Annotated in this window: 14 protein-coding genes, 3 tRNA genes and 1 riboswitch; of the genes, 8 read left to right on the forward strand and 9 right to left on the reverse strand. The window is 64.5% G+C overall.

Annotated elements, in window-relative coordinates; all coding sequences use genetic code 11:
- Positions 1 to 186: 186 nt before the first annotated feature.
- The 6 genes from cobI to ACQRAG_RS07770 form a co-directional block, all read right to left on the reverse strand.
- Positions 187 to 894 (reverse strand): precorrin-2 C(20)-methyltransferase, encoded by a 708-nt coding sequence (cobI, locus tag ACQRAG_RS07745; protein WP_304026698.1) that lies wholly within the window; start codon positions 892 to 894, stop codon positions 187 to 189.
- A 478-nt stretch (positions 895 to 1372) separates the two neighbouring features.
- Positions 1373 to 2314 carry an ABC transporter substrate-binding protein gene (locus tag ACQRAG_RS07750; RefSeq protein ID WP_427804062.1) on the reverse strand — a complete coding sequence of 314 codons (942 nt, stop codon included), beginning with the start codon at positions 2312 to 2314 and terminating at the stop codon, positions 1373 to 1375.
- Positions 2304 to 3113: an ABC transporter ATP-binding protein gene (locus tag ACQRAG_RS07755; RefSeq protein ID WP_418237200.1), complete on the reverse strand. Its 810-nt coding sequence runs from the start codon at positions 3111 to 3113 to the stop codon at positions 2304 to 2306. Before ACQRAG_RS07755 ends, ACQRAG_RS07750 begins: the two co-directional genes overlap by 11 nt.
- Positions 3113 to 4180, reverse strand: coding sequence for an iron ABC transporter permease (locus ACQRAG_RS07760; RefSeq protein WP_337519388.1), 1068 nt, complete (start codon positions 4178 to 4180; stop codon positions 3113 to 3115). The genes ACQRAG_RS07755 and ACQRAG_RS07760 overlap by 1 nt, the downstream gene beginning before the upstream one ends.
- A 131-nt stretch (positions 4181 to 4311) precedes the next feature.
- A riboswitch (cobalamin riboswitch) is annotated at positions 4312 to 4490 on the reverse strand.
- A 662-nt stretch (positions 4491 to 5152) separates the two neighbouring features.
- A complete protein-coding gene (locus ACQRAG_RS07765) occupies positions 5153 to 5899 on the reverse strand; it encodes a polyphenol oxidase family protein (protein WP_168936478.1) in 747 nt (248 codons plus the stop codon).
- A complete protein-coding gene (locus ACQRAG_RS07770; protein ID WP_303868005.1) occupies positions 5890 to 6507 on the reverse strand; it encodes a 5-formyltetrahydrofolate cyclo-ligase in 618 nt (205 codons plus the stop codon). The genes ACQRAG_RS07765 and ACQRAG_RS07770 overlap by 10 nt, the downstream gene beginning before the upstream one ends.
- A gap of 71 nt (positions 6508 to 6578) precedes the next feature.
- Here ACQRAG_RS07770 and ACQRAG_RS07775 point away from each other — a divergent pair, with 71 nt between their 5' ends.
- The 5 genes from ACQRAG_RS07775 to ACQRAG_RS07795 all read left to right on the forward strand — a co-directional run bounded on the left by ACQRAG_RS07775 (position 6579) and on the right by ACQRAG_RS07795 (position 10975).
- Complete coding sequence (locus tag ACQRAG_RS07775; RefSeq protein ID WP_168936476.1) at positions 6579 to 7271, forward strand: metallophosphoesterase; 693 nt, start codon at positions 6579 to 6581, stop codon at positions 7269 to 7271.
- Positions 7272 to 7568: 297 nt separating this feature from the next.
- A complete protein-coding gene (locus tag ACQRAG_RS07780; protein WP_427804063.1) occupies positions 7569 to 10025 on the forward strand; it encodes an Rne/Rng family ribonuclease in 2457 nt (818 codons plus the stop codon).
- Positions 9998 to 10681 carry an epoxyqueuosine reductase QueH gene (locus tag ACQRAG_RS07785; RefSeq protein ID WP_204674817.1) on the forward strand — a complete coding sequence of 228 codons (684 nt, stop codon included), beginning with the start codon at positions 9998 to 10000 and terminating at the stop codon, positions 10679 to 10681. Before ACQRAG_RS07780 ends, ACQRAG_RS07785 begins: the two co-directional genes overlap by 28 nt.
- Before the next feature lie 69 nt (positions 10682 to 10750).
- Positions 10751 to 10826: transfer RNA gene (locus tag ACQRAG_RS07790), tRNA-Asn, on the forward strand.
- Positions 10827 to 10899: 73 nt separating this feature from the next.
- A tRNA-Asn gene (locus ACQRAG_RS07795) sits at positions 10900 to 10975 on the forward strand.
- Between the two features lie 424 nt (positions 10976 to 11399).
- Here the strand turns inward: ACQRAG_RS07795 and ACQRAG_RS07800 are convergent.
- Both ACQRAG_RS07800 and ACQRAG_RS07805 read right to left on the reverse strand, forming a co-directional pair.
- Positions 11400 to 12107 carry a DUF4405 domain-containing protein gene (locus ACQRAG_RS07800; protein WP_304021034.1) on the reverse strand — a complete coding sequence of 236 codons (708 nt, stop codon included), beginning with the start codon at positions 12105 to 12107 and terminating at the stop codon, positions 11400 to 11402.
- Positions 12108 to 12284: 177 nt separating this feature from the next.
- A complete protein-coding gene (locus ACQRAG_RS07805) occupies positions 12285 to 13817 on the reverse strand; it encodes a peptide-binding protein (protein WP_239465083.1) in 1533 nt (510 codons plus the stop codon).
- 277 nt (positions 13818 to 14094) lie between these two features.
- Between ACQRAG_RS07805 and ACQRAG_RS07810 the strand changes: the two genes are divergently transcribed.
- Together ACQRAG_RS07810 and ACQRAG_RS07815 are read left to right on the forward strand one after the other, a co-directional pair.
- Positions 14095 to 17352: a DEAD/DEAH box helicase gene (locus tag ACQRAG_RS07810; protein ID WP_168936393.1), complete on the forward strand. Its 3258-nt coding sequence runs from the start codon at positions 14095 to 14097 to the stop codon at positions 17350 to 17352.
- A gap of 366 nt (positions 17353 to 17718) precedes the next feature.
- Entirely contained in the window at positions 17719 to 19425 is a 1707-nt protein-coding gene (locus ACQRAG_RS07815; protein ID WP_427804064.1) for a CHAD domain-containing protein, read from the forward strand.
- 169 nt (positions 19426 to 19594) lie between these two features.
- Here the strand turns inward: ACQRAG_RS07815 and ACQRAG_RS07820 are convergent, their stop codons facing one another.
- Complete coding sequence (locus ACQRAG_RS07820) at positions 19595 to 20938, reverse strand: deoxyguanosinetriphosphate triphosphohydrolase (RefSeq protein WP_300645372.1); 1344 nt, start codon at positions 20936 to 20938, stop codon at positions 19595 to 19597.
- Between the two features lie 258 nt (positions 20939 to 21196).
- On the opposite strand from ACQRAG_RS07820, the gene ACQRAG_RS07825 reads away from it, so the two are divergent.
- Positions 21197 to 21273, forward strand: a tRNA-Arg gene (locus ACQRAG_RS07825).
- The last annotated feature ends 421 nt before the right edge of the window (positions 21274 to 21694 follow it).

Below are 21694 nucleotides of genomic sequence, written 5' to 3' on the forward strand. Positions count from 1 at the left end.
CCCCTCCCTTCCAAAAAACTTTGCTCCGGTCCGGATGGCCGGTCCCCGTCGCTGACCGGCGGGAAGGGACTTCGTGCCCGTACCGGGAGAGGTCTCCGGATGAAGGCCGTACGGTCGTTGGGGACAGATGACGAAAAAAGGACGCCGGAGGGCGTCCTTTTTTTGTGTGCATGAGGCTGGGAGAGGTTATTTTTTACGGCTCAAGATCAGGGACATGTACGGCGGGGTCCCCTCTTCGGCAGCCACCGTTGTCACGGGAGCCAGACGCTCTTCGGGCTGCTCCACATGGCTGGCCATAAGGCCGCTTTCAAGGCGTCCGCTACGGCGCAAGGATGACACGATGGCCGGGAAGTTGCGATAAGCCTTGAGGATGACGGCGGAGTCGGCCTGCTCCAGCGTTTGGGTCAGGCTCTCTTCGTCACGGATACCGGGGATGATGCACAGGGTCTCGTGGCTCTCGCACAAAATGGTGCGGGTACGCGCGGCCGCCGCCTGGAACGACGTGATGCCCGGTATGATCTCCACCGGCAACGAATCATCCAGTTGCCGGAGCGTTTTCAGCAGATAGCCGAACGTGCTGTAGACCAGCGGATCCCCGATGGTCAGGAAGGCCGCGTTCTCGCCGCCACGCAGCACGTTGCGCGTGATGCCCGCCGCCTTTTCCCAGGCCGCGCGCAAGGTGGCCTTGTCGTGCGTCATGGGGAATTCCAGCCGCTGCAGGCGCACGTCCGGGCGCAGATGGGGACGGGCCGTTTCCAGCGCCCGTGAATAGTCATTGCGCGGCGAGGCCGCCGCCAGGATCACGTCCACCTGGCGCAGGGCCTCCACGGCACGCAGGGTCAGCAGATCGGGAGCGCCGGGGCCCACGCCCACAGCGTACAGGGTTCCTGTCATGGTCATCTCGTATCGTTGCGGGCTCATGCCCGGTTACAGACTGATTCCTTCATCTCTCCACAGGGAAAAACACTACCGACTACCGTTGCATGAGGGCACGGCCCCCCTCCATCGTTCATTCCTTCAGAGGCGGCTACCGTCCGGCAGAAAAAATACCTGTCCGTGATACGGCCCCTCAAAAATCCGGCCCGTCTCTCTCCCCGGGATCCGGTTGTTCGGCTCCGGCAGGCTACCGCCTTGAACTCCTCTTCCCGGAGACTGAATACATCGCTCTTCATCCCCATCTCCCGAAGACGCAGCCCCAATCAGCCCCTGCCCTCTCCTCCCGGAGACCGACGGCACGGCAACGCCCGGCGCACCCCCGTTGCCTTCCACAGACCAGAAGAAAGAGCTTTTGGAGGATGGGGGGAGTTTGAGGGGGGAAGGCCCCTTTGAGCTCTGGCCAAAGGGGCCTTCCCCCCTCAACAAAATACCCGGCTCACTCCCCGCTGCCCTGCTCCTCGCCATGCAGCCAGCGAGCCAGCCGTTCGGCGGCCTCCACGGAACGGGGACCGGGACGGGCGAACAGATGCTCGTCCACCAGCAGCACGCGCCCGGAGCGCACGGCACTGAGGCCCCGGTAATGCGGACGCTCCGCCGGAGCCTGCGGCGCGGGGTTCATGGGCCCCTGTTGCAGGATGTAGGCTTCCGGGTCCAGCGCCACCAGCATCTCTTCGTTGCAACGCACCAGCTTTTGCGGCGCGTCCAGCACATTGCGGCCACCGGCATGGCGGATGATCTCGTCCACGATGCTGGCGCGCCCGGCAGCCAGCAGGTTGGGATAACGCACCTCATAGAACACGCGCACAGGCGGCTGCCCCGCATAGCGCTGCTCCAGGACCGCCAGACGCCGCTGCCAGTCCGCCACCAGGGCTTCGGCGCGCGTCTCGCGTCCGGTGAGCCGCCCCAGAGCGCAGGTCACGGCAAAAAGCTGTTCAAAGGACTGCATCTCGTAGACCAGCACCGGGATGCCCACGGCTTCCAGGGCCTCGGTCTGGGTCAGCACTTCCTGCCGCCCGGCCAGTTGCAGCACCACATCAGGCTGCCGGGCCGCCACCAGCTCCGCATTGGGGCGCATGTGCGTACCCACGGCAGGCAGGTCTTGCAGGCCGGGGATGGCCGCATCGGCCGCCGTGCGGGCCACAAGGGTCTCGCGGGCATCCAGCGCCAGCAATATCTCGTTGAACGCGCCGTACAGGGCGATGATCCGCTGTGCGGGCCGTTCCAGGCGCACGGTCACGCCCCGGCTGTCCACCAGCTCCAGTGCCCGGGCAGGCAGTACGGAGCAGCAGAACAGGCAGAGGAAGAGCCCCAGCCACAGGCCAGGACGAAAGCCCCAAGCGGCAATGAGCTGCCGCAGGCGACAAAGATCAGGCTTCATGCGGAGAATCCTCCCGGTATTCAGGGCCACGAGGCCGCAGGGGCAGGGCCTGGGGCAGACCGTTGCGGGGATGCGGGACGATATGCAAGTCCACGGCATAGAGAGCGCGCAGGTTCTCCGCCGTGAAGCAGCGGCGCACCGGGCCGTCGAACAATACGCGGCCCTCGCGCAGGCCCAGCAGGCGGGTGGCATACTGGGCCGCCAGATTGCAGTCATGCATCACCAGCAGCAGCGCGGCACCTGCCCGGCGACGGCGCTCCAAGAGGTCGAAAAGTTCCAGCATCCGGGCCAGATCCAGACCGGCGGCCAGCTCATCCAGCAGCAGCACGGGGCTTTGCTGGGCCAGCGTCCGGGCCAGGGCCACACGCTGTAATTCACCGCCGGAAAGCTCGCTCACCTGCCGCCCGGCCAGCGGCAAGGCACCGGTCTCCTCCAGGGCCTCGTGGGCGATGCGGCGGTCTTCGACGCTGTAGCTGCCCCACCAGCCCAGCCAGGGATAGCGGCCCAGCAGGACCATCTGCAGGGCGGTCATGCCCTGCGGTGCGGCACTGCGCTGGGAAAGTACGGCCACCCGGCGGGCCCGCTCCCGGGGGGAAAGACGGCGGATGTCCGCGCCTTGTACCTGCACCATGCCCGCCGTCGGCATCAGACTGCCCGCCAGAACCCGCAGCAGCGTGGTCTTGCCGCTGCCGTTGGGCCCCAGCAGGGCCACGGCCTCACCGGGATGGAGGTCGATGTCCACACCATGCAATATCTCGTCCGTGCCGTAGGCCGCCCGGATGCCTTCTGCCCGCAACATCAGCGCCTCCGCACCAGAAAAGCGAAAAAGGGGCCGCCCAGCAGGGCCGTCACCACGCCCACGGGCAATTCCTGCCCGCCGGAAAGCACACAGCGGGCCAGCACGTCCGCCCAGACCAGCAGGATGCCGCCGCCCAGGAACGCACCGTACAGCAAAGGGCCATGCGCGCTGCCCAGCAGCATGCGCAGGACATGCGGCACCACCAGACCCACGAAGCCGATGACCCCGGCCACGGCCACGCAACCGGCCGTCATGCAGCTGGCGCCGGCCAGCAGCCAAAAGCGTGTGCGGCCCACGGCAAGGCCCAGATGCGCGGCCTGTTCATCGCCAAGGGCCAGCATGTCCAGCTTGCGCCAGCCCGGCAGCACCACCAGCAGCCCCGGCAGCAAGGTGGCCAGCAGGAGCGGAACGCTGTCCCAGCCACGGCCTTGCAGGCTGCCCATGATCCAGAAAACAATGCTGGTGACGGATTCTTCGTTAAGGGCTTTGACCAGGGCCACCACGGCACCCAGAAAGGCCGCCACGGCGATACCGGCCAGGATGACCGTCTCGCGCCTAAAGCTCCCCTGCCCGCTGCCCAGCCAGAGCGCGCCGCCCAGGGCCAGCAGAGAGCCCAGCAGGGCCGCCAGGGAGACCGTGGCCGCAGCGGAAAGGCCCACGGCAAGGCCTCCGGCCCAGATGCCCAGGGTACCGCCCAGTGCGATGGCCATGCTGGCGCCGCAGGCAGCTCCGGCGGAGATGCCCAGGGTGAAGGGGTCCGCCAGCGGATTGCGCAGCACGCCCTGCAGGGCCACACCGGCCACGGCCAGCGCACCGCCGCACAGCAGACCCAGCAGCACGCGGGCCAGACGGATCTGTCCCACCACCAGCTGCACGCTGCCGTCCGCCGGGGGGCACAGACCCACCACGGCCCCCAGCGCCTGCCAGACATCGGCCACAGCCACAGGCACGGGCCCGGGCAGACAGGCCAGCGGCAACGAAGCACACCAGAGGATGGCCAGCAGCACGCAGCAGCACCAGCGGCGCGCGCTCCGGGCATCCTTGGCAATGGGGCTTTTCTCCGGCATGGTCCGTCCTGTCATGGCCATCAGTGGCCGGGCACACTGGCCCGGAAACAAAAAAAGCCCCTTCCACCAATGGAAGAGGCCCGTATTCCCTTGCTCCCCTCGGCAAGACCCGTGCCGATACCGGTCGCGGCCAGCGGCCACGGTCCACGGCAGGTATTCCGGCTCGGCCCCCGGCTTCCGGCCTTCCCGTTGCCAGTGGCACATGAAGGAAGCTGGTATGCGGGCCTTACGGCGGCGGGTCCGCTCCCGATTCTCACGGGATTCCCTTTTGACGCCGGCAGGTTCCGGCGACCATGGACGCGCTACTCTAGGCAGGGAGCTGCGGCTTGTCAACGTGTGATGGAAAGAGGGAGATGCGGCAGACAGGCCTAGTAAAGACCGCTTGTGGCTGCTGCCGATGTCCTCAGCTTCGCGACAGGCGCTTCCCGCAGGGCCGGGACGATACCCGGCAGTACAGCGCGAACGGTGGCCTTGCCTGGCGGGCTGTGGCCAAATCCCGTGCCGCAGCGGCTCCCCGCGCTAAAAAAGTCTTTTCCTCAACACGCATCATCACGGCAACCGGGACTGAGGGCGCCCGTCGTCCCCGGCACACAAAAAAGACAGCCCAAAGGCTGCCCTTGCCATCTCGCGCTACAGTCTCGCAGGGGCAGTGTGCTCTCCCCGACGGCTCTCATGCCGGAGAACAAAGACGGGACGAAAAGACCATGCCCTTCACACCCTGCATTTTACTAAAAACACAACTATCCTATATAAATAGGACAAACAGAAGAGACTGCCTCCACCGCTTTGATACCCCATCTTTCGGGGACCGGCGGCAGGGGCTGCCTCCCCGTAGCCCGGACAGGTTCCATCCTTCAGAAAAAAGCGCGTTGGAAAGGGGATGGGGGGAGCTTGAGGGGGGAAGGGGGAAACCTTGTGCGCGAGCCAAGGTTTCCCCCTTCCCCCCTCATGACAAGCAAGCTCTCCGGCCTGCTAGTCCAGACGCCAGATGACGCTGGCCTGACGGCCGGAAGCCTTCACGCAGCGGTACGAGAAGAACTGGCGGTTGCAGCTGGCCGTGCACAAATCGATGCCGTAGATGTTGCGCGGCAGCAGCCCGGCCTGTTCCAGCTGCCAGCGGGTCAGGCCCCACAGGTCCATGGTGCGGCTTTGGGCATCGAACCAGGGGCGGAACTCGTCGCTCCACTCGCTTTCGAAGTTGATGAACTCCGCCCGGGCCGGGCCCAGGCTCGGGCCGCGCACGGCCAGAAGCTCGCGCGGTTCCACGCCGTAGTGCTCGCAGAAGCGGCGCACCCCGGAACCGGGGAAGTCACAACGGTTGCCGCGCCAGCCCGCATGGATACCGGCCACGAAACGGCCGCTCTTGTGGGCCAGCAGGATGGGCTGGCAATCGGCGGTCTTGATGACCAGCCCAAGCCCGGCCTGAGCGGTGGCCATGCCATCGGCATCGCAGCGGGGCACGGCGTCGGGCTCCACGGCATCGGGCTCGAAGATCATGGCATCGCCGTGCACCTGATTGAGTTCGGCCATGCGCCGGAGGCCCAGGGCGGCCCGCAGTTCGCGGCGGTTGCCGATGACGCTCTGCCGGTCATCGGCCGTGGCGAGAGAGATGTTGCCACCGGCGTACGGGCCGTCTCCGGCCTCCTGCCAGCGGGTCTGGAAGGCGCAGCGCACATTGTCCACGCCGGGGAACACAAAGGGGATGAAACTTACAGGCATACGAGTCCTTCTTCAGTACACAGGCAGTCCACGGGCCGGTCCCAGTCCTGGGAAGGCAGCGCGTCCACCACCTGGAAAGCATAGCACAGGCCCACCAGCAGGGGCCGCCGACCGCTGCCCCGGGCACCGAACGCCGCCAGGAAACGGTCATAGTAGCCGCCGCCGAAGCCCAGGCGGTTGCCCGCGCGGTCAAAGGCCACACCGGGCAGGATGAGCACGTCGGGACAAAAATCGGGATGGGCCAGCACCGGGGGCGCCATGCCCAGCAGACCGGCATGGGGCTCCAGCATCTTGTAAGGCCCGGCGGCCATGTCGCCCACCCGGGAACAGGGCACGAAGTCCATGAGCCCGCGCTCCAGGCGCACCCGGGGCAGATAGACCCGCACACGGCGCTGCCAGGCATCGGCCAGCAGGTAGCCGGTATGCACTTCTTCCGGCAGGGCCACGTACAGGGCCACGCGGGCGGCCTGCTGCCAGACGTCCCAGTCCAGCAGGGCCTGCTGGGCCGCACGGGCCCGCTGCCGTGCCAGGTCGGGGTCCTGACCGCGCCGCAGCCCACGCATGCGGACGCGCAATTCCTTCTTCTGCTCATCGGGGGAAAGGGACATGGAGGTCTTTCCATCCTTGCTAAAATGTGCCATAGTTCGCGGAGTGACTTTATAACAAAGGAAACACCGCCATGCCAAGCGTCAACGAACAGGATCATCTCTGGATTGCCGTTGGGGACATTCACGACGAGCCCGGGCTGTTTGCCCGTATCCCCGAGCTGGCGCAGGCAGACGGCATCATCGTCACCGGCGACCTGACCATCACAGGCGGCGTCAAGCAGGCCGAAATGGTCATGGACGTTCTGCGGGCGCACAATCCCCGCATCTGGGCCCAGATCGGCAACATGGACAGGCCCGAAGTGGACGAATGGCTGAGCGGCCTGGGCTGCAACCTGCACACGCAGGTGCACGAGCTCACGCCCGATACGGCCATCTTCGGCATCGGGGCCTCCACGTTCACGCCTTTCGGGACGCCCAGCGAGTTTCCTGAATCCACCTTCGCCGGCTGGCTTGAGAACAGCTGGCAGAAGGCCCGCAAGTACCCCCACACCGTGCTGGTTTCGCACAATCCGCCCAAGGACAGCGCCTGTGACGTCATCCCGGGCAATATTCACGTGGGCTCTACTGCCGTGCGCGAATTCCTTGAAGAAGCCCAACCCGATGTCTGCCTGTGCGGACATATCCACGAAGCGCGCGCCGTGGACAGGGTGGGCCGCACCATCGTGGTGAATCCGGGCGCTCTGGCCCAGGGCGGCTATGTGCTGCTGCGCTCCAGCGGCGGCAAGCTGTCCGTGGAGCTGCGCGTCCTTGAAAATTGTGATTAGCGAAGCCCAGCGCTTCCGCGGGGGACAGACAGTCTGATCCCGCCCGTCATGGCGCGGCCCGGTGCCGCGCTCTCTGACGTTGCCCCTCCGGCGGCTGTTCCGGCCGCCTGGAAAACGCCGTCCCCGTGACGGGCGTTTTCTCCTGCCATCCCCCGTGCCCTGCCCTTTCCGGGCATCCCCAGGCCCGTGCCCGCTCACGGACACGCCATCCGGTGTTTGCCGGATGTCCGGCCTGTTCCCTCAGTCGGGATAACGGCTGACAAATTTCGCCGCCTTTGGCGGTCCAAAAGGATATTTATGACGCAGGAAAATACGCCGGCCGTGTCTGACGCGGCCGCTTCCTCTGATGTCGCTGAAGCAACCCCCACCCCCAAACGCCGTACCACCCGCCGCAGCTCGCGCGCCAAGACCGCCCCTGCCGCGGAAGAAACGACCACGCTGACGGCCTCCCCGGCCACCGATGCCGCCCCGGCCGCTGCGGACAACGGCGATGCCCAGGCCACCGACGCGGCAGCCACCGCGCCCCGCAAGCCTGCCCGCCGGAGCAGCCGCCGCAAGACCACGGCCCCTGCCGCCGAAAATACGGCTCCCGAGGCCGCTCCCGCCGCTGCATCCGCTGAAGAGGCGCCCGCCCAGACCGCAGCCCCCGAAGCTGCCGAAGCCTCCACCGATACCGACGGCGAACAGCACGCCGCGCCCCGTCGCGGGACCCGCCGTTCGCCCGGTGCCCAGCGCCGCCAGCGTACCCCCCGCAAAAAATCTCCCGAAGCTGCGAGCCAGCCGGCCGAAGCTGCTCCTGCCGAAAGCGGCGACCAGACCACCGAAACGCCCGCGGCCCGCCCCGCTGACGATCAGCCTGCTGCCGTGACGGCTGAAGCCCCCGCTGCCGAGACGCCTGCGGCGCCTGCCGCCAAGGCCGCTCCGGATAGCGAAGATGCGGCGACCGCTGCGGCTGTTGAGAGCAACGAAACGGCCGCTGCCGATACCGGCAGCCAGGAAGACGGCGAGGAACAGCCCCGCCGCAAGAGCCGTCGCGGCCGTCGCGGCGGACGCGGGCGCAACCGCAAGAACCGTGAGGCCCAGGCGGAAAGTGCCGAACCTGCCGACAAGGATACCGAGGAGAGCGCCGAAACGGCCGCCCCTGCCGACCTGCCGGACGATCTCAGTGACGAGGAACTGTGGCAGGCGGCCACCGGTGATGTGGAAAGTCTGGAAAATGCCCCTGCCCGTCCCCGCCGCCGTGGCGAGGACAGCGAAGCCCCCAAGAAGGGCAGCGTGCGTGCGGCCGCGGTCAAGGCCAAGGTGGCCGCGGGCAAGCGGCGCATGTTCATCAGCGTGCTGCCCGGCGAGCAGGTGGAAGTGGCCATCGCCGAGGAAGGCCGTCTGCAGGAATACTACCTGGACATGTTCCATCAGCGCAAACTCAAGGGCAATATCTACAAGGGTGTCATCCACAATATCGACACCAACCTGCAGGCTGCCTTCGTGAGCTACGGCGCGGGCAAGAACGGTTTCCTCCAGATCGACGAGATCCACCCCGAATACTGGCTGACCCATCACGAGCCCAGCAAGGGCAAAAAATTCCCGCCCATCCAGAAAGTGCTCAAGCCCGGCCAGGAAGTGCTGGTGCAGGTGGTCAAGGAACCCACCGGCAACAAGGGCGCCTTCCTCACCACCTGGCTGTCGCTGGCGGGCCGCTTCCTGGTGCTGACCCCCGGTCAGGAGCAGATCGGCGTTTCCCGCAAGGTGGACAGCGATGAAGAGCGCACCCGCCTGCGCGAGATGATGAACGGCATCGACCCCGGCCAGGGCCTGGGCGTCATCGTGCGCACCGTGAGCGCCGGCACCACCAAGACCACGCTCAAGAACGACCTCCAGTACCTCAAGCGCGTCTGGAAGGACATCCGCAAGAAGGCCACCGAAGTCTCGGCCCCGGCCCTCATCTATCAGGAGCCGGGCCTGCCCCAGCGGGCCGTGCGCGACTACCTGACCGACGATGTCTGCGAGATCTGGGTGGACAACGAGGAAGTGGCCGACAGCATCCGCGAGACCGTCTCCCTGCTCTTCCCCCGCAAGAAGGAGCTGGTGCGCCTGCATACCGACGTGCGCATGCCCCTGTGGGAGCGCTTCAGCCTGCGCCGCCAGCTGGACCAGATCTATTCCCGCGAGGTCACCCTGCCTTCGGGCGGCCGCCTGGTCTTTGACCAGACCGAGGCCCTCATGGCCGTAGACATCAACTCCGGCAAGATCTCCGGCAAGGTCAATTTCGAGTCCATGGCCCACCGCACCAACATGGAGGCCGCCGAAGCCATCGCCCGCCAGCTCAAGCTGCGCGACATCGGCGGCCAGGTGGTCATCGACTTCATCGAGATGCGCGACAAGAAACACGTGCTGGAAGTGGAAAAGACCCTGCGCACGGCCATGAAGAACGACCGCGCCCGCCACGACGTGGGCCGCATGAGCTCCTTCGGCCTGCTGGAACTGGTGCGCCAGCGTACGGGCTCCTCGGCCCTTTCCATCACCATGGAGCCCTGCCCCTTCTGCGGCGGCACGGGCCAGCGGCGCAACCTTGAATGGCAGGCCCTGCAGGCCCTGCGCGAGATGCGCCGTGCCCTGCGGACCCACGGCGGCGACAAGTACGTCTTCGAGACCACGCGGGAACTGGGCCTTTATCTGCTCAACCACAAGCGCGACAGCCTGCGCGACATGGAACAGGATTTTGGCAAATGTCTGGAAATCAGCATCCGTCCGTAACGGACGCCCCCGTCGAAACTTCCGCGGCCTGCCCTTCGGGGCAGGCCCCTGTTTTTGAACCCGTCAAAGGCGAGCGCAGCCTGCTGCTGCACATCTGCTGCGGTCCCTGCTCCATCATGCCGGTCAAGCGCCTGCAGGACGAGGGCTTCACGGTCACGGCCTGGTACATGAATCCCAACATCCAGCCCCTGATGGAATACCTGCGCCGCCGCGAGGCCGCCGAGGAATGCGCCGCCCGTCTGGGCATCGAGCTCATCTGTCAGGACGATACCTGGGATCTGGTGGCCTGGCTGCGCTCCGTGGCCGGACGTGACCTGCCCCCGCAGCGCTGCGCCTGGTGTTGCAGCAGCCGCATGCAAGCCGCCGTGGCCTATGCCCGCGCCAACGGCTATGCCCACGTGAGCAGCAGCCTGCTCTACTCCCGCTACCAGCCGCACGACGTCATCCGGGCCGCCGGAGAACATGCCGCAGCGGCGGAAGACGCCCCCCTGAGCGAAGGCCCCCGCTTCGTCTACCGCGATTTCCGCACCGACTGGCAGGCAGGCATCGATCTTTCCAAGGAATGGGGCGTATATCGCCAGCCTTATTGCGGCTGTGTGTACAGCGAAGCCGAGCGTTATGACAAAAAGTTGCAGCGCCTGATAAAAAAATCCTGAAAAAATGATTTTTCCGCTTGACGAACGGACCTGTTTTCCGTAGAAAGACTTTCGTTGCTTTTGCAGCACTCCCCGATAGCTCAATCGGCAGAGCGGGTGACTGTTAATCACTAGGTTGGCGGTTCAAGTCCGTCTCGGGGAGCCACAAAGGACTTCAGGGCTTGCGCGGCAAGCGCAAGCCCTTATTTCCCCAAAGCTGCAAACAAAGCAATCAATGATCCCCGATAGCTCAATCGGCAGAGCGGGTGACTGTTAATCACTAGGTTGGCGGTTCAAGTCCGTCTCGGGGAGCCAGACGATCAAGCCCTTGCGAGAAATCGCAAGGGCTTTTTCTGTTTGTATGCTTTTTGTTACAGAGACCGACCGCGCGGCTTGAGAGAAGGAGGTCCACAAGGCTCCCTCTTCTCCCCCCTGAAAGACCTTTCCGGCCTGCCTGATGTTTTCCGCCTCTGGACGAACAGAAAAAGAGACCTTTCCAAATGGCTCCAGAAAAAACACTGGCATAGTCTTGTCAAAGCTCCTCAGCCTCGTACTGCCCCTAATCGGGGGGCGGGCCTCCCTGCCGAGGACTTTTCATGCTCTGCCTATCCTTTGCCGGTGGCCCGTGGGCCGGTATGCTGGCAGCAGCATTCCCGGTAACTGCGGACGAAAAGACAAAAAACGGGCACGATCCCCGAAGATCATGCCCGTCTCAGATTCGATTAAAAAGGCTGCGACTTTATTGTGCCGCCTGGCCCTTGCCCTGCCCCTTGCCGCTGCCGCGCACGGGCATGGTGGCCCCTGTGCTCTTCATGATGAAGCTGAACAGTTCCTGCGGGGTCATGTCGTTGCTGGTGGCGATATCGATGAAAATGCTCTCCGGCTTCGGCTCGCCCTTGAAATCGGCCTCGCGCATCTTCTGCAGGATCAGGTCACTATCCAACCCCAAGAAAGCACTGAACTGTTTCAGGGAGCTGGTCTCGGCATGGCCGAAGGGCGGTTCACCGTACTTGCGGGCCTGATAGTCCTTGATGGCATCGTTCCAGCCGACCAGCTGCTGCATGGGCGGGATCTCCAGCAAGGTGCCCGCATAGACGAACAGGCAGATCAGGGCCGCTGCCAGCAGGGGCTTGCGGCTGCCGTCCTTGGCGCCGCGGATGTAGTTCATGACCGGTTTCCAGTTCAGGAACGTATGCCACAATCCGGCCACCAGGAAGAGCGCCCCGCCGGTGATGTGCAGATCGCCCCACTGGGCCTTGGTAAAGATGATGCGCCAGTCCGCCCAGTAGGCCACACGGCCTTCCGGCACCACGTAGAGCATGACGGAACTGATGATCAGCAGGACAAAGGAAAAAAACGTCGTCAAAGAAATGATCTTGCGTAACATGGTCACCCCCCAATGGTGTTTGATGGGGCTGCCTTTACGCTCTTCCAGTCCTGTGTTCAAGAGAGTTTTCCACGTTTCTATCAATAAAAAAGAGGAGACAGGATAGCATCCTGCCTCCTCCATCATACCCATCATGTCATTGATATTGGATAGCGTATCGTTATTCCGAGTATAACATGTCGATATAACATCAAAACATATTTTTAATACATCTGCGGGCAGGGTGCCAGCGACCTCCTACGGCGTCACCTTGTAGCGTTGCAGGCTCTTGGGCACCCACCATTCCTCAAAGTTGTACATGATGCCCGCCAGGGCGGGTTTGATGCCCATGAAGCGGTTCTGCACCACAGGCAGGGCATAGGGCACATAGAGGAAACAGTAGGGCTGATCCTCGTCCAGGATCTCCTGCGCCTGATGGTACAGCGCGGTCCGGCGCTGACGGTCCGGCGTGGAGCGGGCCTCTTCCAGCACTTTGTCCAGATCGGGGTTCTTGTAGTGGATGAAGTTCAGGCCGCCGGGCACGGCCTGCGAGGAATGCCAGACCGCGAAGATGTCCGGGTCCTGGGTGATGGTCCAGCCCAGGATGATGGCATCGAAGCGGCCGGTATTCACGAATTCCCGGATGAAGGCGGCCCATTCCACGGTGCGGATGCGCACGTCGATGCCCACGGCCCGCAGCTGGCTCTGGATGATGGTGGCGGTGAGGATGCGCGGCTCGTTGCCCTGGTTGGTCAGGATGGTGAACGCCAGCGGCTTGCCGTCCTTGTCCAGGATGCCGTCGCCGTCACTGTCCGTGAAGCCCGCCTCGGCCAGCAGTTTGCGGGCCCTGTCGGGATTGAAACTCACAGGGCGCAGGCCCGGATGATAGGCCCAGGTACCCGGCTTGTAGGGCCCGAAGGCCGGCTCCCCCAGCCCCAGCAGGACGCCCTTGACGATGTCGCCCCGGTTGATGGCGCAGGAGATGGCCTGCCGTACCTTTTTATCCTTGAAGAAAGGATGCTCCAGATTGAAGCCCAGGAAATTGTAGACCGAGGCCAGATAGCGGTATTTGTGGAAGGATTCCGCCCATTTTTTCCCCGATGTCTGGCGCAGGTACTGCTGCGGGCTCAGCTCCATCACGTCCAGGCGCCCGGCGCGGGTCTCCATGAACATGGTGGCCGTATCCGGGATGATGCGGAAGACCACCTCGCTGATGTGCGGCCTGCCCAAAAAGTAGGTGGGGGAAGCTTCCAGCACGATGCGTACGCCCGGCTCCCAGCGCTGGAGACGGTAGGGCCCGGCGCCCACAGGCTTGCGGGCGAAGGAGGTGGTACGGATGTTCTGCCCTTCCAGGATGTGCCTGGGCAGGATGGGATTCATCCAGGAAGACACGGCCCGGGCAAAGAAATGCTCGTAGCGGACCTCGAAGCTGTAGCGGTCCAGCACGCGGAATTCCTTGATCTGGAGAAAGTCGTCCGCATAGGGACTGCCCGTGGCCGGGTCGATGACCATTTTGTAGGTGAACTCCACATCCGCGGCCGTCAGTTCGGTGCCGTCTTCCCAGAGGATGCCCTTGCGCAGACGGAAGCGCAGCAGACGGCCCTCGTCTTCCATGCTGAAGGACTCCGCCGCCCAGCATTCCGGCTCCAGATCCTTGTTGAAGCGCAGCGGCGCCACATAAAGCAGATCCGCCACTTCGTGGGAGGCGGAGTCCGCCGTCAGATACGGGATGAGGTTGGAGGCCTCACCGATACTGCCCAGCAAAATGCGGTCGCCGTCCGTGGGGGGCATGCTGCCTTCCTCGTCATCCGCGGCGGCGGACAGCGGCAGACAAAGCAGCAGGAGGAGCAGAAAAAAAACTCTCCAGGTGGCGCTGCCCCCTGCCGGAGAGTCCTTGCCCGCTGCCCGGGAAGCGGCGAAAAATACCAACTTTTTTTTCATAAAATATTTTTTCATAAGTTACGCGCGTCTATTGCCATTGAAGTGATGCCTGTGATATTACTCCCAAATCTATTACTGCGATTTTTCAACGGAGCCCGCGCAGAAAACCGGGCCGCGGAGAGTATGCATGAGCAGATCTGAGCAGAACGTCGTCAGGGAGATGTGCCAGGCCTTCCTGCACGACGCCGTTCCGGAGTATATCCGTGATACGGCTTACTATATCCTGTCCGAAGGCGGGGTGCAAAAAATAAATATCCAGGAGGGCGAGACCTGGGAGGCGCAAGGCGTCATCCAGGGCGAAGACCTCCAGGTCTATACGCCCAGCCTGACTTTCTCCATCACGGATCGCAGCACCCGCCACCAGTGCAACTGTTCGGAATCCTTCACCAGCACATGCCGTCATGTGGCGGCCCTGGCCCTGCGTCTGCTGGAGGAACTGCGCAAGGAACAGGGCGACGCCGAAGAAGTCACGCCCCCTGCCAAGGACTGGAAGCAGAGCTTCCGCTCCTTCTTCTCCACAGACATGGAGCCCGAGCCCGGCAAGCACTACCTTATTTTCCGCTTCCAGCCGGAGCAGGGCCGTCTGCTGGTCTCCTTCTTCCGGGGCCGCCAGAACAAGTCCGGCCTGTCCAGCGTGCACAACGAGATCACGCTCCAGCAGATCATCAACAATCCCGACTGGTGCGAGTTCTCGCCCCAGCTGCCGCATGTGGCCCGCCAGATAGGCCAGCACCTGGACTATTACGGTCATCGTGTGGAGATCCCCGACGGTCTGACCTCGTGGTTCTTCTGGGCCGTACGCAAGGAATATTACCTGCTCTGGAAGGATACCGACCGTCCCTGCCGCATCGAGAGCACGCCCTTTGCCCTCAAGCTCAAGCCCAATTTCGATGACAACGGCTTCAGCTTCGACGTGCTGCTCAAGCGTGAAGGCCGCCCGCCCCTGCCCATCCGGGCCAACGGGGCGCCCAGCGACCACCTGCATGGCGCCGAGGCCCCCGAGGACGCGCCCATCACCTTCCACGGGCAGATGCCGCTCTGGGTCTGTTACCAGCACAATTTCTATCCCGTACAGACGGGCCTGTATCCGTCGCTGGTGCACAACCTCATCTACGAACGCCCGGTGGTGCCGCAGGAAGAGATCTCCGAGTTCCTGGACCGCGTCTGGACGCGCCTGCCCTCGTCCGAACTCTACGAGCCGCAGCAGTTCCTGCGCATGATGGAGCCCGTGTTCCAGCCGGCCACCTATAATCCCAAGCTTTTCCTGGACGAGGAAGGCAGCCTGCTGACCCTGGAGATCGACAACATCTACCAGACCCGTCACGGCGAGTTCACGCTCAACGGCCCCAACCCCGATTTCCAGACCGGCAGCTACACCTACGAAGGCCAGACCTATCTGGTGCGCCGCCATCAGGAAGAAGAGGCCCAGCTCATGAACGAGCTGGCGGGAATGGACTTCCAGGCCCGTTCCAGCAAGCTGTGGTTCCTGGAGCCGGAAGAGGCAATCGCCTTCCTGCTGGACTCCTACCCCACGCTGGTGGAGAACTACCGCGTCTACGGCGAGCGCGCCCTTTCGCGCTACAAGATGCGCACGGCCAAGTCCTCCATCTCGGCCGAGGTGGTGAGCAACGAGAAGGAAAAGTGGTTCTCGCTGGAGATCAGCGTGGATTACGAAGGCCAGTCCCTGCCCCTGGACAAGATCTGGAAGGCCTGGACCCGCGGCAAGCGCTATGTGCAGCTCAAGGACGGCTCCTACACCAGCCTGCCCGAATCCTGGCTGGAAAAGATCGCCCACAAGCTCACGGCCCTGGGCCTGGACCCCAGCAAGCCGCCGCAGACCAAGTTCAAGCAGTTCGAGGCGCCGGTGCTGGACAGCCTGCTGGAAGACCTGCCCGGCGCGCGCACGGACTCCTTCTGGAACAACCTGCGCGAAAAGATCCGCTCCTTCCGCGAGGTGCGGCCCGTACCGCCGCCAAAGGCGCTGCAGGCCAATCTGCGCAGCTACCAGCTGCAGGGCCTGTCCTACCTCAACTTCCTGTCGGAATACGGCTTCGGCGGCATCCTGGCCGACGAGATGGGCCTGGGCAAGACCGTGCAGACCCTGGCTTTCATCCAGCATATGGTGGAAAGCCGCTTCGAGGGCCCCAACCTTATCGTGGTGCCCACCTCGGTGCTGCCCAACTGGGAACGCGAAGCGGAAAAGTTCGTGCCCGGCCTGCGCCGCCTGACCATCTACGGCACGCGCCGCGAGGGCATGTTCAAGCATATCGCGGAATCGGACCTCATCATCACCACCTACGCCCTGCTGCGGCGTGACCTGGAGGAGATGGAGAAGTACGAGTTCAACACCGTCATCCTGGACGAAGCCCAGAACATCAAGAACCCCAACACCATCACGGCCCGCGCCGTGCGCCGCATCCATGCCCGCATGCGCCTGTGCCTGTCCGGTACGCCCATCGAGAACAACCTCTTCGAGCTCTGGAGCCTGTTCGAGTTCCTGATGCCCGGCTTCCTCGGTTCGCAGCATGCCTTCCAGCGCGGCATCGTCAAGCCCATCAAGGACGGCGACGCCGAGACCCTGGACTACCTGCGCACCCGCGTGCGGCCCTTCATTTTGCGCCGTACCAAGGCCGAAGTGGCCAAGGACCTGCCGCCCAAGGTGGAAAGCGTCACCTGCTGCGCGCTGGAAGAGGCCCAGGCCGAGCTCTACGCCGCCTTGGCCCGCAAGCTGCGCGCCCAGGTGCTGGCCGACGTGGACGAAAAGGGCCTGGCCAAGAGCCAGATGTCCATCCTGGACGCCCTGCTCAAGCTGCGCCAGATCTGCTGCCATCCGCGCCTGCTCAAGATCGACCTGCCCGGCTTCTCCAACAACCTGCCTTCCGGCAAGTTCGACGCCTTCAAGGACATGGTCATGGAGATCGTGGAGGGCGGCCACAAGGTGCTGGTCTTCTCGCAGTTCGTGCAGATGCTCCAGATCATCCGCCAGTGGCTGGAGTTCTCGCAGATCCCCTTCTGCTATCTGGACGGCGCCAGCAAGGACCGCTTCGAACAGGTGGACCGCTTCAACAACAGCCCGGACATCCCCATCTTCCTCATCTCGCTCAAGGCGGGCGGCACGGGCCTGAACCTGACCAGCGCGGACTACGTCATCCACTACGACCCGTGGTGGAACCCCGCCGTGGAAAGCCAGGCTACGGACCGTACCCACCGCATCGGCCAGACGCGGCAGGTGTTCTCCTACAAGCTCATCTGCCAGAACACGGTGGAAGAAAAGATCCTCAAGCTGCAGGAAGCCAAGCGTGGCGTGGCCGAGGCCATCATCCCCGGTCAGGACACCTGGAAGTCCCTGACCCGCGAGGATCTGGAGATGCTCTTCGAAGTCTAGGCGATACCGCCGCAAACAGCGTCATCACACGGCGCGGAAGTAGGGCCCTGCCCCGGCTTTCGCGCCGTTTCCCGTTTTCGGGAGGGCCCGCCTTCCGCATATCCGGGCCGTACGGCAAGGCCTTGCCGGCGGCCGCCTTCTCCCCAACACACCCCATCCCGGAGAAGACACGACCGCGTCCCGTCCTCCTGCCGCAACGCTCACTGTCCCGCCGTCCCTTGGCATACGTCCCCGCAATGACGCTCAGCCCCCTTGCGCGCCTGTTTCGGGAAGGCTATGCTCCAGGCAGCCTCCGGGCCTTCATCCCTGCCTTTCCGGCCCGGGGACGCCTCTTTTTCCGGCAGAAGCCTGCCAAGGAGACGCCGCATGGACGAAGCTCCCCCCACCACGCCCCGCACCCCGCTCTGGCGCGGCACACGCTGCCTGCGCAATGATTCTCCCGCCCTGCGCCCCTGCGGGCTCCGCCGCCTCTGCCGGTTGTTCGGCATCGACCTGGCCGCTCGCCAGCGGGAAACCGATCTTGTCCTGTCCATCTTCGCCGGACTGGCTCCCCAGCACGGTCTGGACAGGGACCTGGCCCCTCTGGCCGTGCTGGCCCATACCTTGGTGGAGCTGGGGGACGGGATGCCCGATGCGGACGAGATCCTGCTCACCCATCCTCTCAAGCGCCTTGATGCCGCCGGCAACCGGCTGCTGGCCATGGTCCTGACCCTGCTCACCGTGGGCAAGGGCCGTACGGACAAGGTGGAGCCCCTGCTCACCGCCATGGGTTGTGCCCGCGACGATCCCCGGCGGCGTACCGCCGTGGTGCTGGCGGCCATCGTGCAGGTGGCCCGTTTCGCCCTGCGCTTCGATCCGCTGGAGATACGCCTGCCCGGTGAGCCCCCCGTCCTCTTCCTCATCCGGGTGCGCACGCCCCTGCGCCTGCGCAAGCAGCTGGTCATCCATGCGCCGCTCTGGGAACGCCTGTTCGGCAAGTCCTCCTTGGAATGGTTCTGGACCTTCGATGCCGATGCCGACGCGCCCGTCCCGGTCCAGGCGCCGCCTTCCGGGCAATTGTTCAGCAGCCATTTCAGCGCGTATCTGCAAAGACAGGCACGGGCCCTGCATGAGCTGGCCCGCAGCGACAGCGCCCTGGACGAAGAGCCCATCCACGATGCCCGCGTCATCCTGCGCAGCCTGCTTTCCGTCTTCCGCAGCCTGAAGCCCTATCTGCGCAAGGACTGGCTGGCCTCTGTGGAATCCGACCTGCGTACGGCCCGCAAGCTGCTGGGCGGTGTGCGGGATACGGACGTGCTTTTGGGACACATTAGGGACTATGCCTTGCGTCCTGTCCCTGCCGGTGCCGCCGAGACCGCCGCCGCAAGCGGACAGGCCCCGGAAGGTACTGCCCCCCTTTTCCGGCCGGCGGATCTGCCCGCCGGTCTGCGCAGCCTGTATGCCGCCCTGCAGGAAGAACGCGCCACGGCCCTTTCCCGTGCCGCGGACCATTATGCCTCGGACGCCTACCGGGAGCTGCTGCACAAGCTGGATGACAATGCCGCGGCCCAGACCTGCCGCCCCATGCTGGACCGCCGCGGCCGCGCCCGGCCCATGCTGCTGGCGGACATCATGGCGGCCGGTGTGGATCAGGCCACACGCGACCTTCTTGCCCATGACCGCTGGACGCACGGGCACCTGATCCCCGAAGACCTGCTGCACAACATGCGCATCGCGTTCAAGCAGTTACGCTATTTGATGGCCTTTTTCGGCAGCCAGGGCGGCAAGAACGGCGAACGCCTGATCCGCCTGTGCCGCCGCTGTCAGGAAAGCCTCGGCCAGATGCACGACAACGCCGTGGCCGCGGCCACGGCCCTGCGCCACTTGCAGCACATGCCGGAGACCCGGCAGCATGCGGAGGATGCCGACGGTCTGGAGGCATATGCCCGCTGGTGCGAGGACGAGATGCACCGCCATGCCATGGCCTTCCTGACGGACTGGGCGGAGAACGGCCGGGACGAGCTTTGCCGCCTGACCCGCAAGCTTTCCCCGTCCGCAGGCGATCCGCTTCCCCTGCTCCGCCCGGACGACTAGCCGCGGGCTCCCGGACGCGCCAGCGCCCCGGGAACGTGCGGCCCGGCTGGCAGCCCCTGATAAAAAAGCGCCCTTTTCAGGGCGCAACGGCAGGAAACCGGCAGGGCGGGCCATCTGGTCCCTGCCCTCCGGCTTTCGGGGCATTTGGCCCCTGTAAAAGATGCCTCCGCTAGCAGGACGTGCCCAGGAACTGGGTGGACACGAAGCTGGCGTACTGGTCGGTCATGCCGGTGATGAAATCCAGCACCCGCAGATAGGAGACGTACAGGTCATCCTCACGGCGCGGCGCATGGCCGCCCATGAGCTGCAAGGCCTGCTGCTCCTTGTAGGTGAGCCGCCCGGGATCGCAGATGCGGCGATGGCAGGCCGGGATGAAGGTATCCAGCAGGCGCTTGTAGACACTGTAGGACCCGATCTCCAGCGCCGTCTTGTGACTGTTCTTGAGGATGCGCCCGTTGAAGATCTCTTTGGCCCTGTCCATATAGGCCCGGACGTCCTCCGGCGCCATATCCATGAGCGGACCTTCGAACTCCCGGCGCATGATGCGCTCGTACTGCGCGGCGAAGGTCTCGAACAGGCTCGCGGTCACGTGGCCGATGACACGGGCCCGCACATACCCGGCCCGCTCCCGGTCGGAACCCATATCTTCCAGCCGCTGCGGGTCGAGCTTCAGGCTCGGGGCCAGGGGCTCCACCACCTTCAGGATGTCCGCCAGGGTGATGATGTCCAGCTCGCGGGCGTCTTCCATGTCCACGATGCGGTAACATGTGTCGTCGGCCGCTTCGGCCAGCAGGGAGAGCGGATGGCGGGCAAAGTCGCCCCGGCGCGTTTTCAGCCCCAGAGCGCAGAACACCTCTTCGAAGATGCCCGCCTCGGCCTGATAGTAGTTGAACTTGCACTTGCCGCTCCGCGTACGGGACTGCCAGGAATCCCACGGATATTTGACCATGCTGGCCAGCGTGGGATAGGTGAGCCGGAACCCGCCCTGATCGCGGTTGTTCTCCACCACGTTGACCACCCGGAAGCCCTGGGCGTTGCCGTCGAAGCAGCGGAAATCGCTCTGATGCGTCTCCTCCAGCGCATTCACATAGGTGTGGTTGGCCGGGTCCCCGAACCAGTCACGGATGGCGAACTCGCCCGCATGGCCGAAAGGCGGATTGCCGATGTCGTGGGCCAGGCAGGCGGCTTCGAGGATCTGGCCGGGAAATTCCGGCGCGGCATACTCCGGCAGCTCGTCCCGGCGGCGCAAAAAATAGCCCGCCATGGCGCCCAGCGAACGCCCCACGCTGCTGACCTCCAGCGAATGGCTGAGGCGCGTGTGGATGTGATCGTTACGCACCAGCGGATGCACTTGTGTTTTGCGGGCCAGACGCCGGAACGAACTGGAATAGATGATGCGGTCCCGATCCTGCAAAAACGGGCTGCGGGCCGGGTCCAGCTTCTTGAAATCCACCCCGCTGCCCCCGTAGCGCAGGGGAAGGAGCAATTTACGCCACTTTTCCTGAAAATTCATGGGACCTCCCGCGTGCCTGGAACAGTAAAAAACTATCGGTAAGTACAGAATTTGCCACGCCTGGATGCGGAACACAAGGGCGGCCGGGACATGGCGCACATACTGCCCGTTCCTTCCCGGGGCAGGAAGAAATGGACGGCCGGCGCTTCGGCTTCGGACAGGGGCAGGCAAGGAGTTCCGCCCCCTGCCCCACCGCATGGACCATGGCAGCCTGCCCCCTCTTGACGGACAGACGCTTGCCACCTATAAGGACAGCACGCGCTCGTAGCTCAGGTGGATAGAGCAGGAGCCTTCTAAGCTCTTGGCCGGGGGTTCGAATCCTCCCGGGCGCGCCACAAGAATATCAGACGGTTACGCGCCATTCGCGAGTAACCGTCTTTTTCTTTTCTGGCTCCGCTTGGAGTTTTGTCACCCACTTGTCACCCATGTGCAGTGGCTTCGCCTTGCGCACTTGGTCGGCATCTTGTTGTGCGCCCGCAGCTTTCCGCCGCGAGGTGCCCTCTGTGATCACAGGAGGCACCTCGTCCATAGGAGCATGCGGGCGCGACCTTTTGCGGGCGCAGCCCGCCCAGGGGGAGCGCTTCCCCCCGTCCCCCCTCTCCCCCCTGACCCAAAAGCTGGCCAGCATGGTCCTGCGGCATTGTTCGCTGCTGCTGCGGCTCCGGGTCCTTTTCAGGCCCCCCTCTCATGCGGGGCTGTCGACTCCTAAGAATCGCGGGATTTTTTTGGAAATTTTCCGTGGGAATCCGGGAAGAT

Source organism: Desulfovibrio sp. SGI.230, from assembly GCF_050313065.1.
GTDB lineage: Bacteria > Desulfobacterota > Desulfovibrionia > Desulfovibrionales > Desulfovibrionaceae > Desulfovibrio.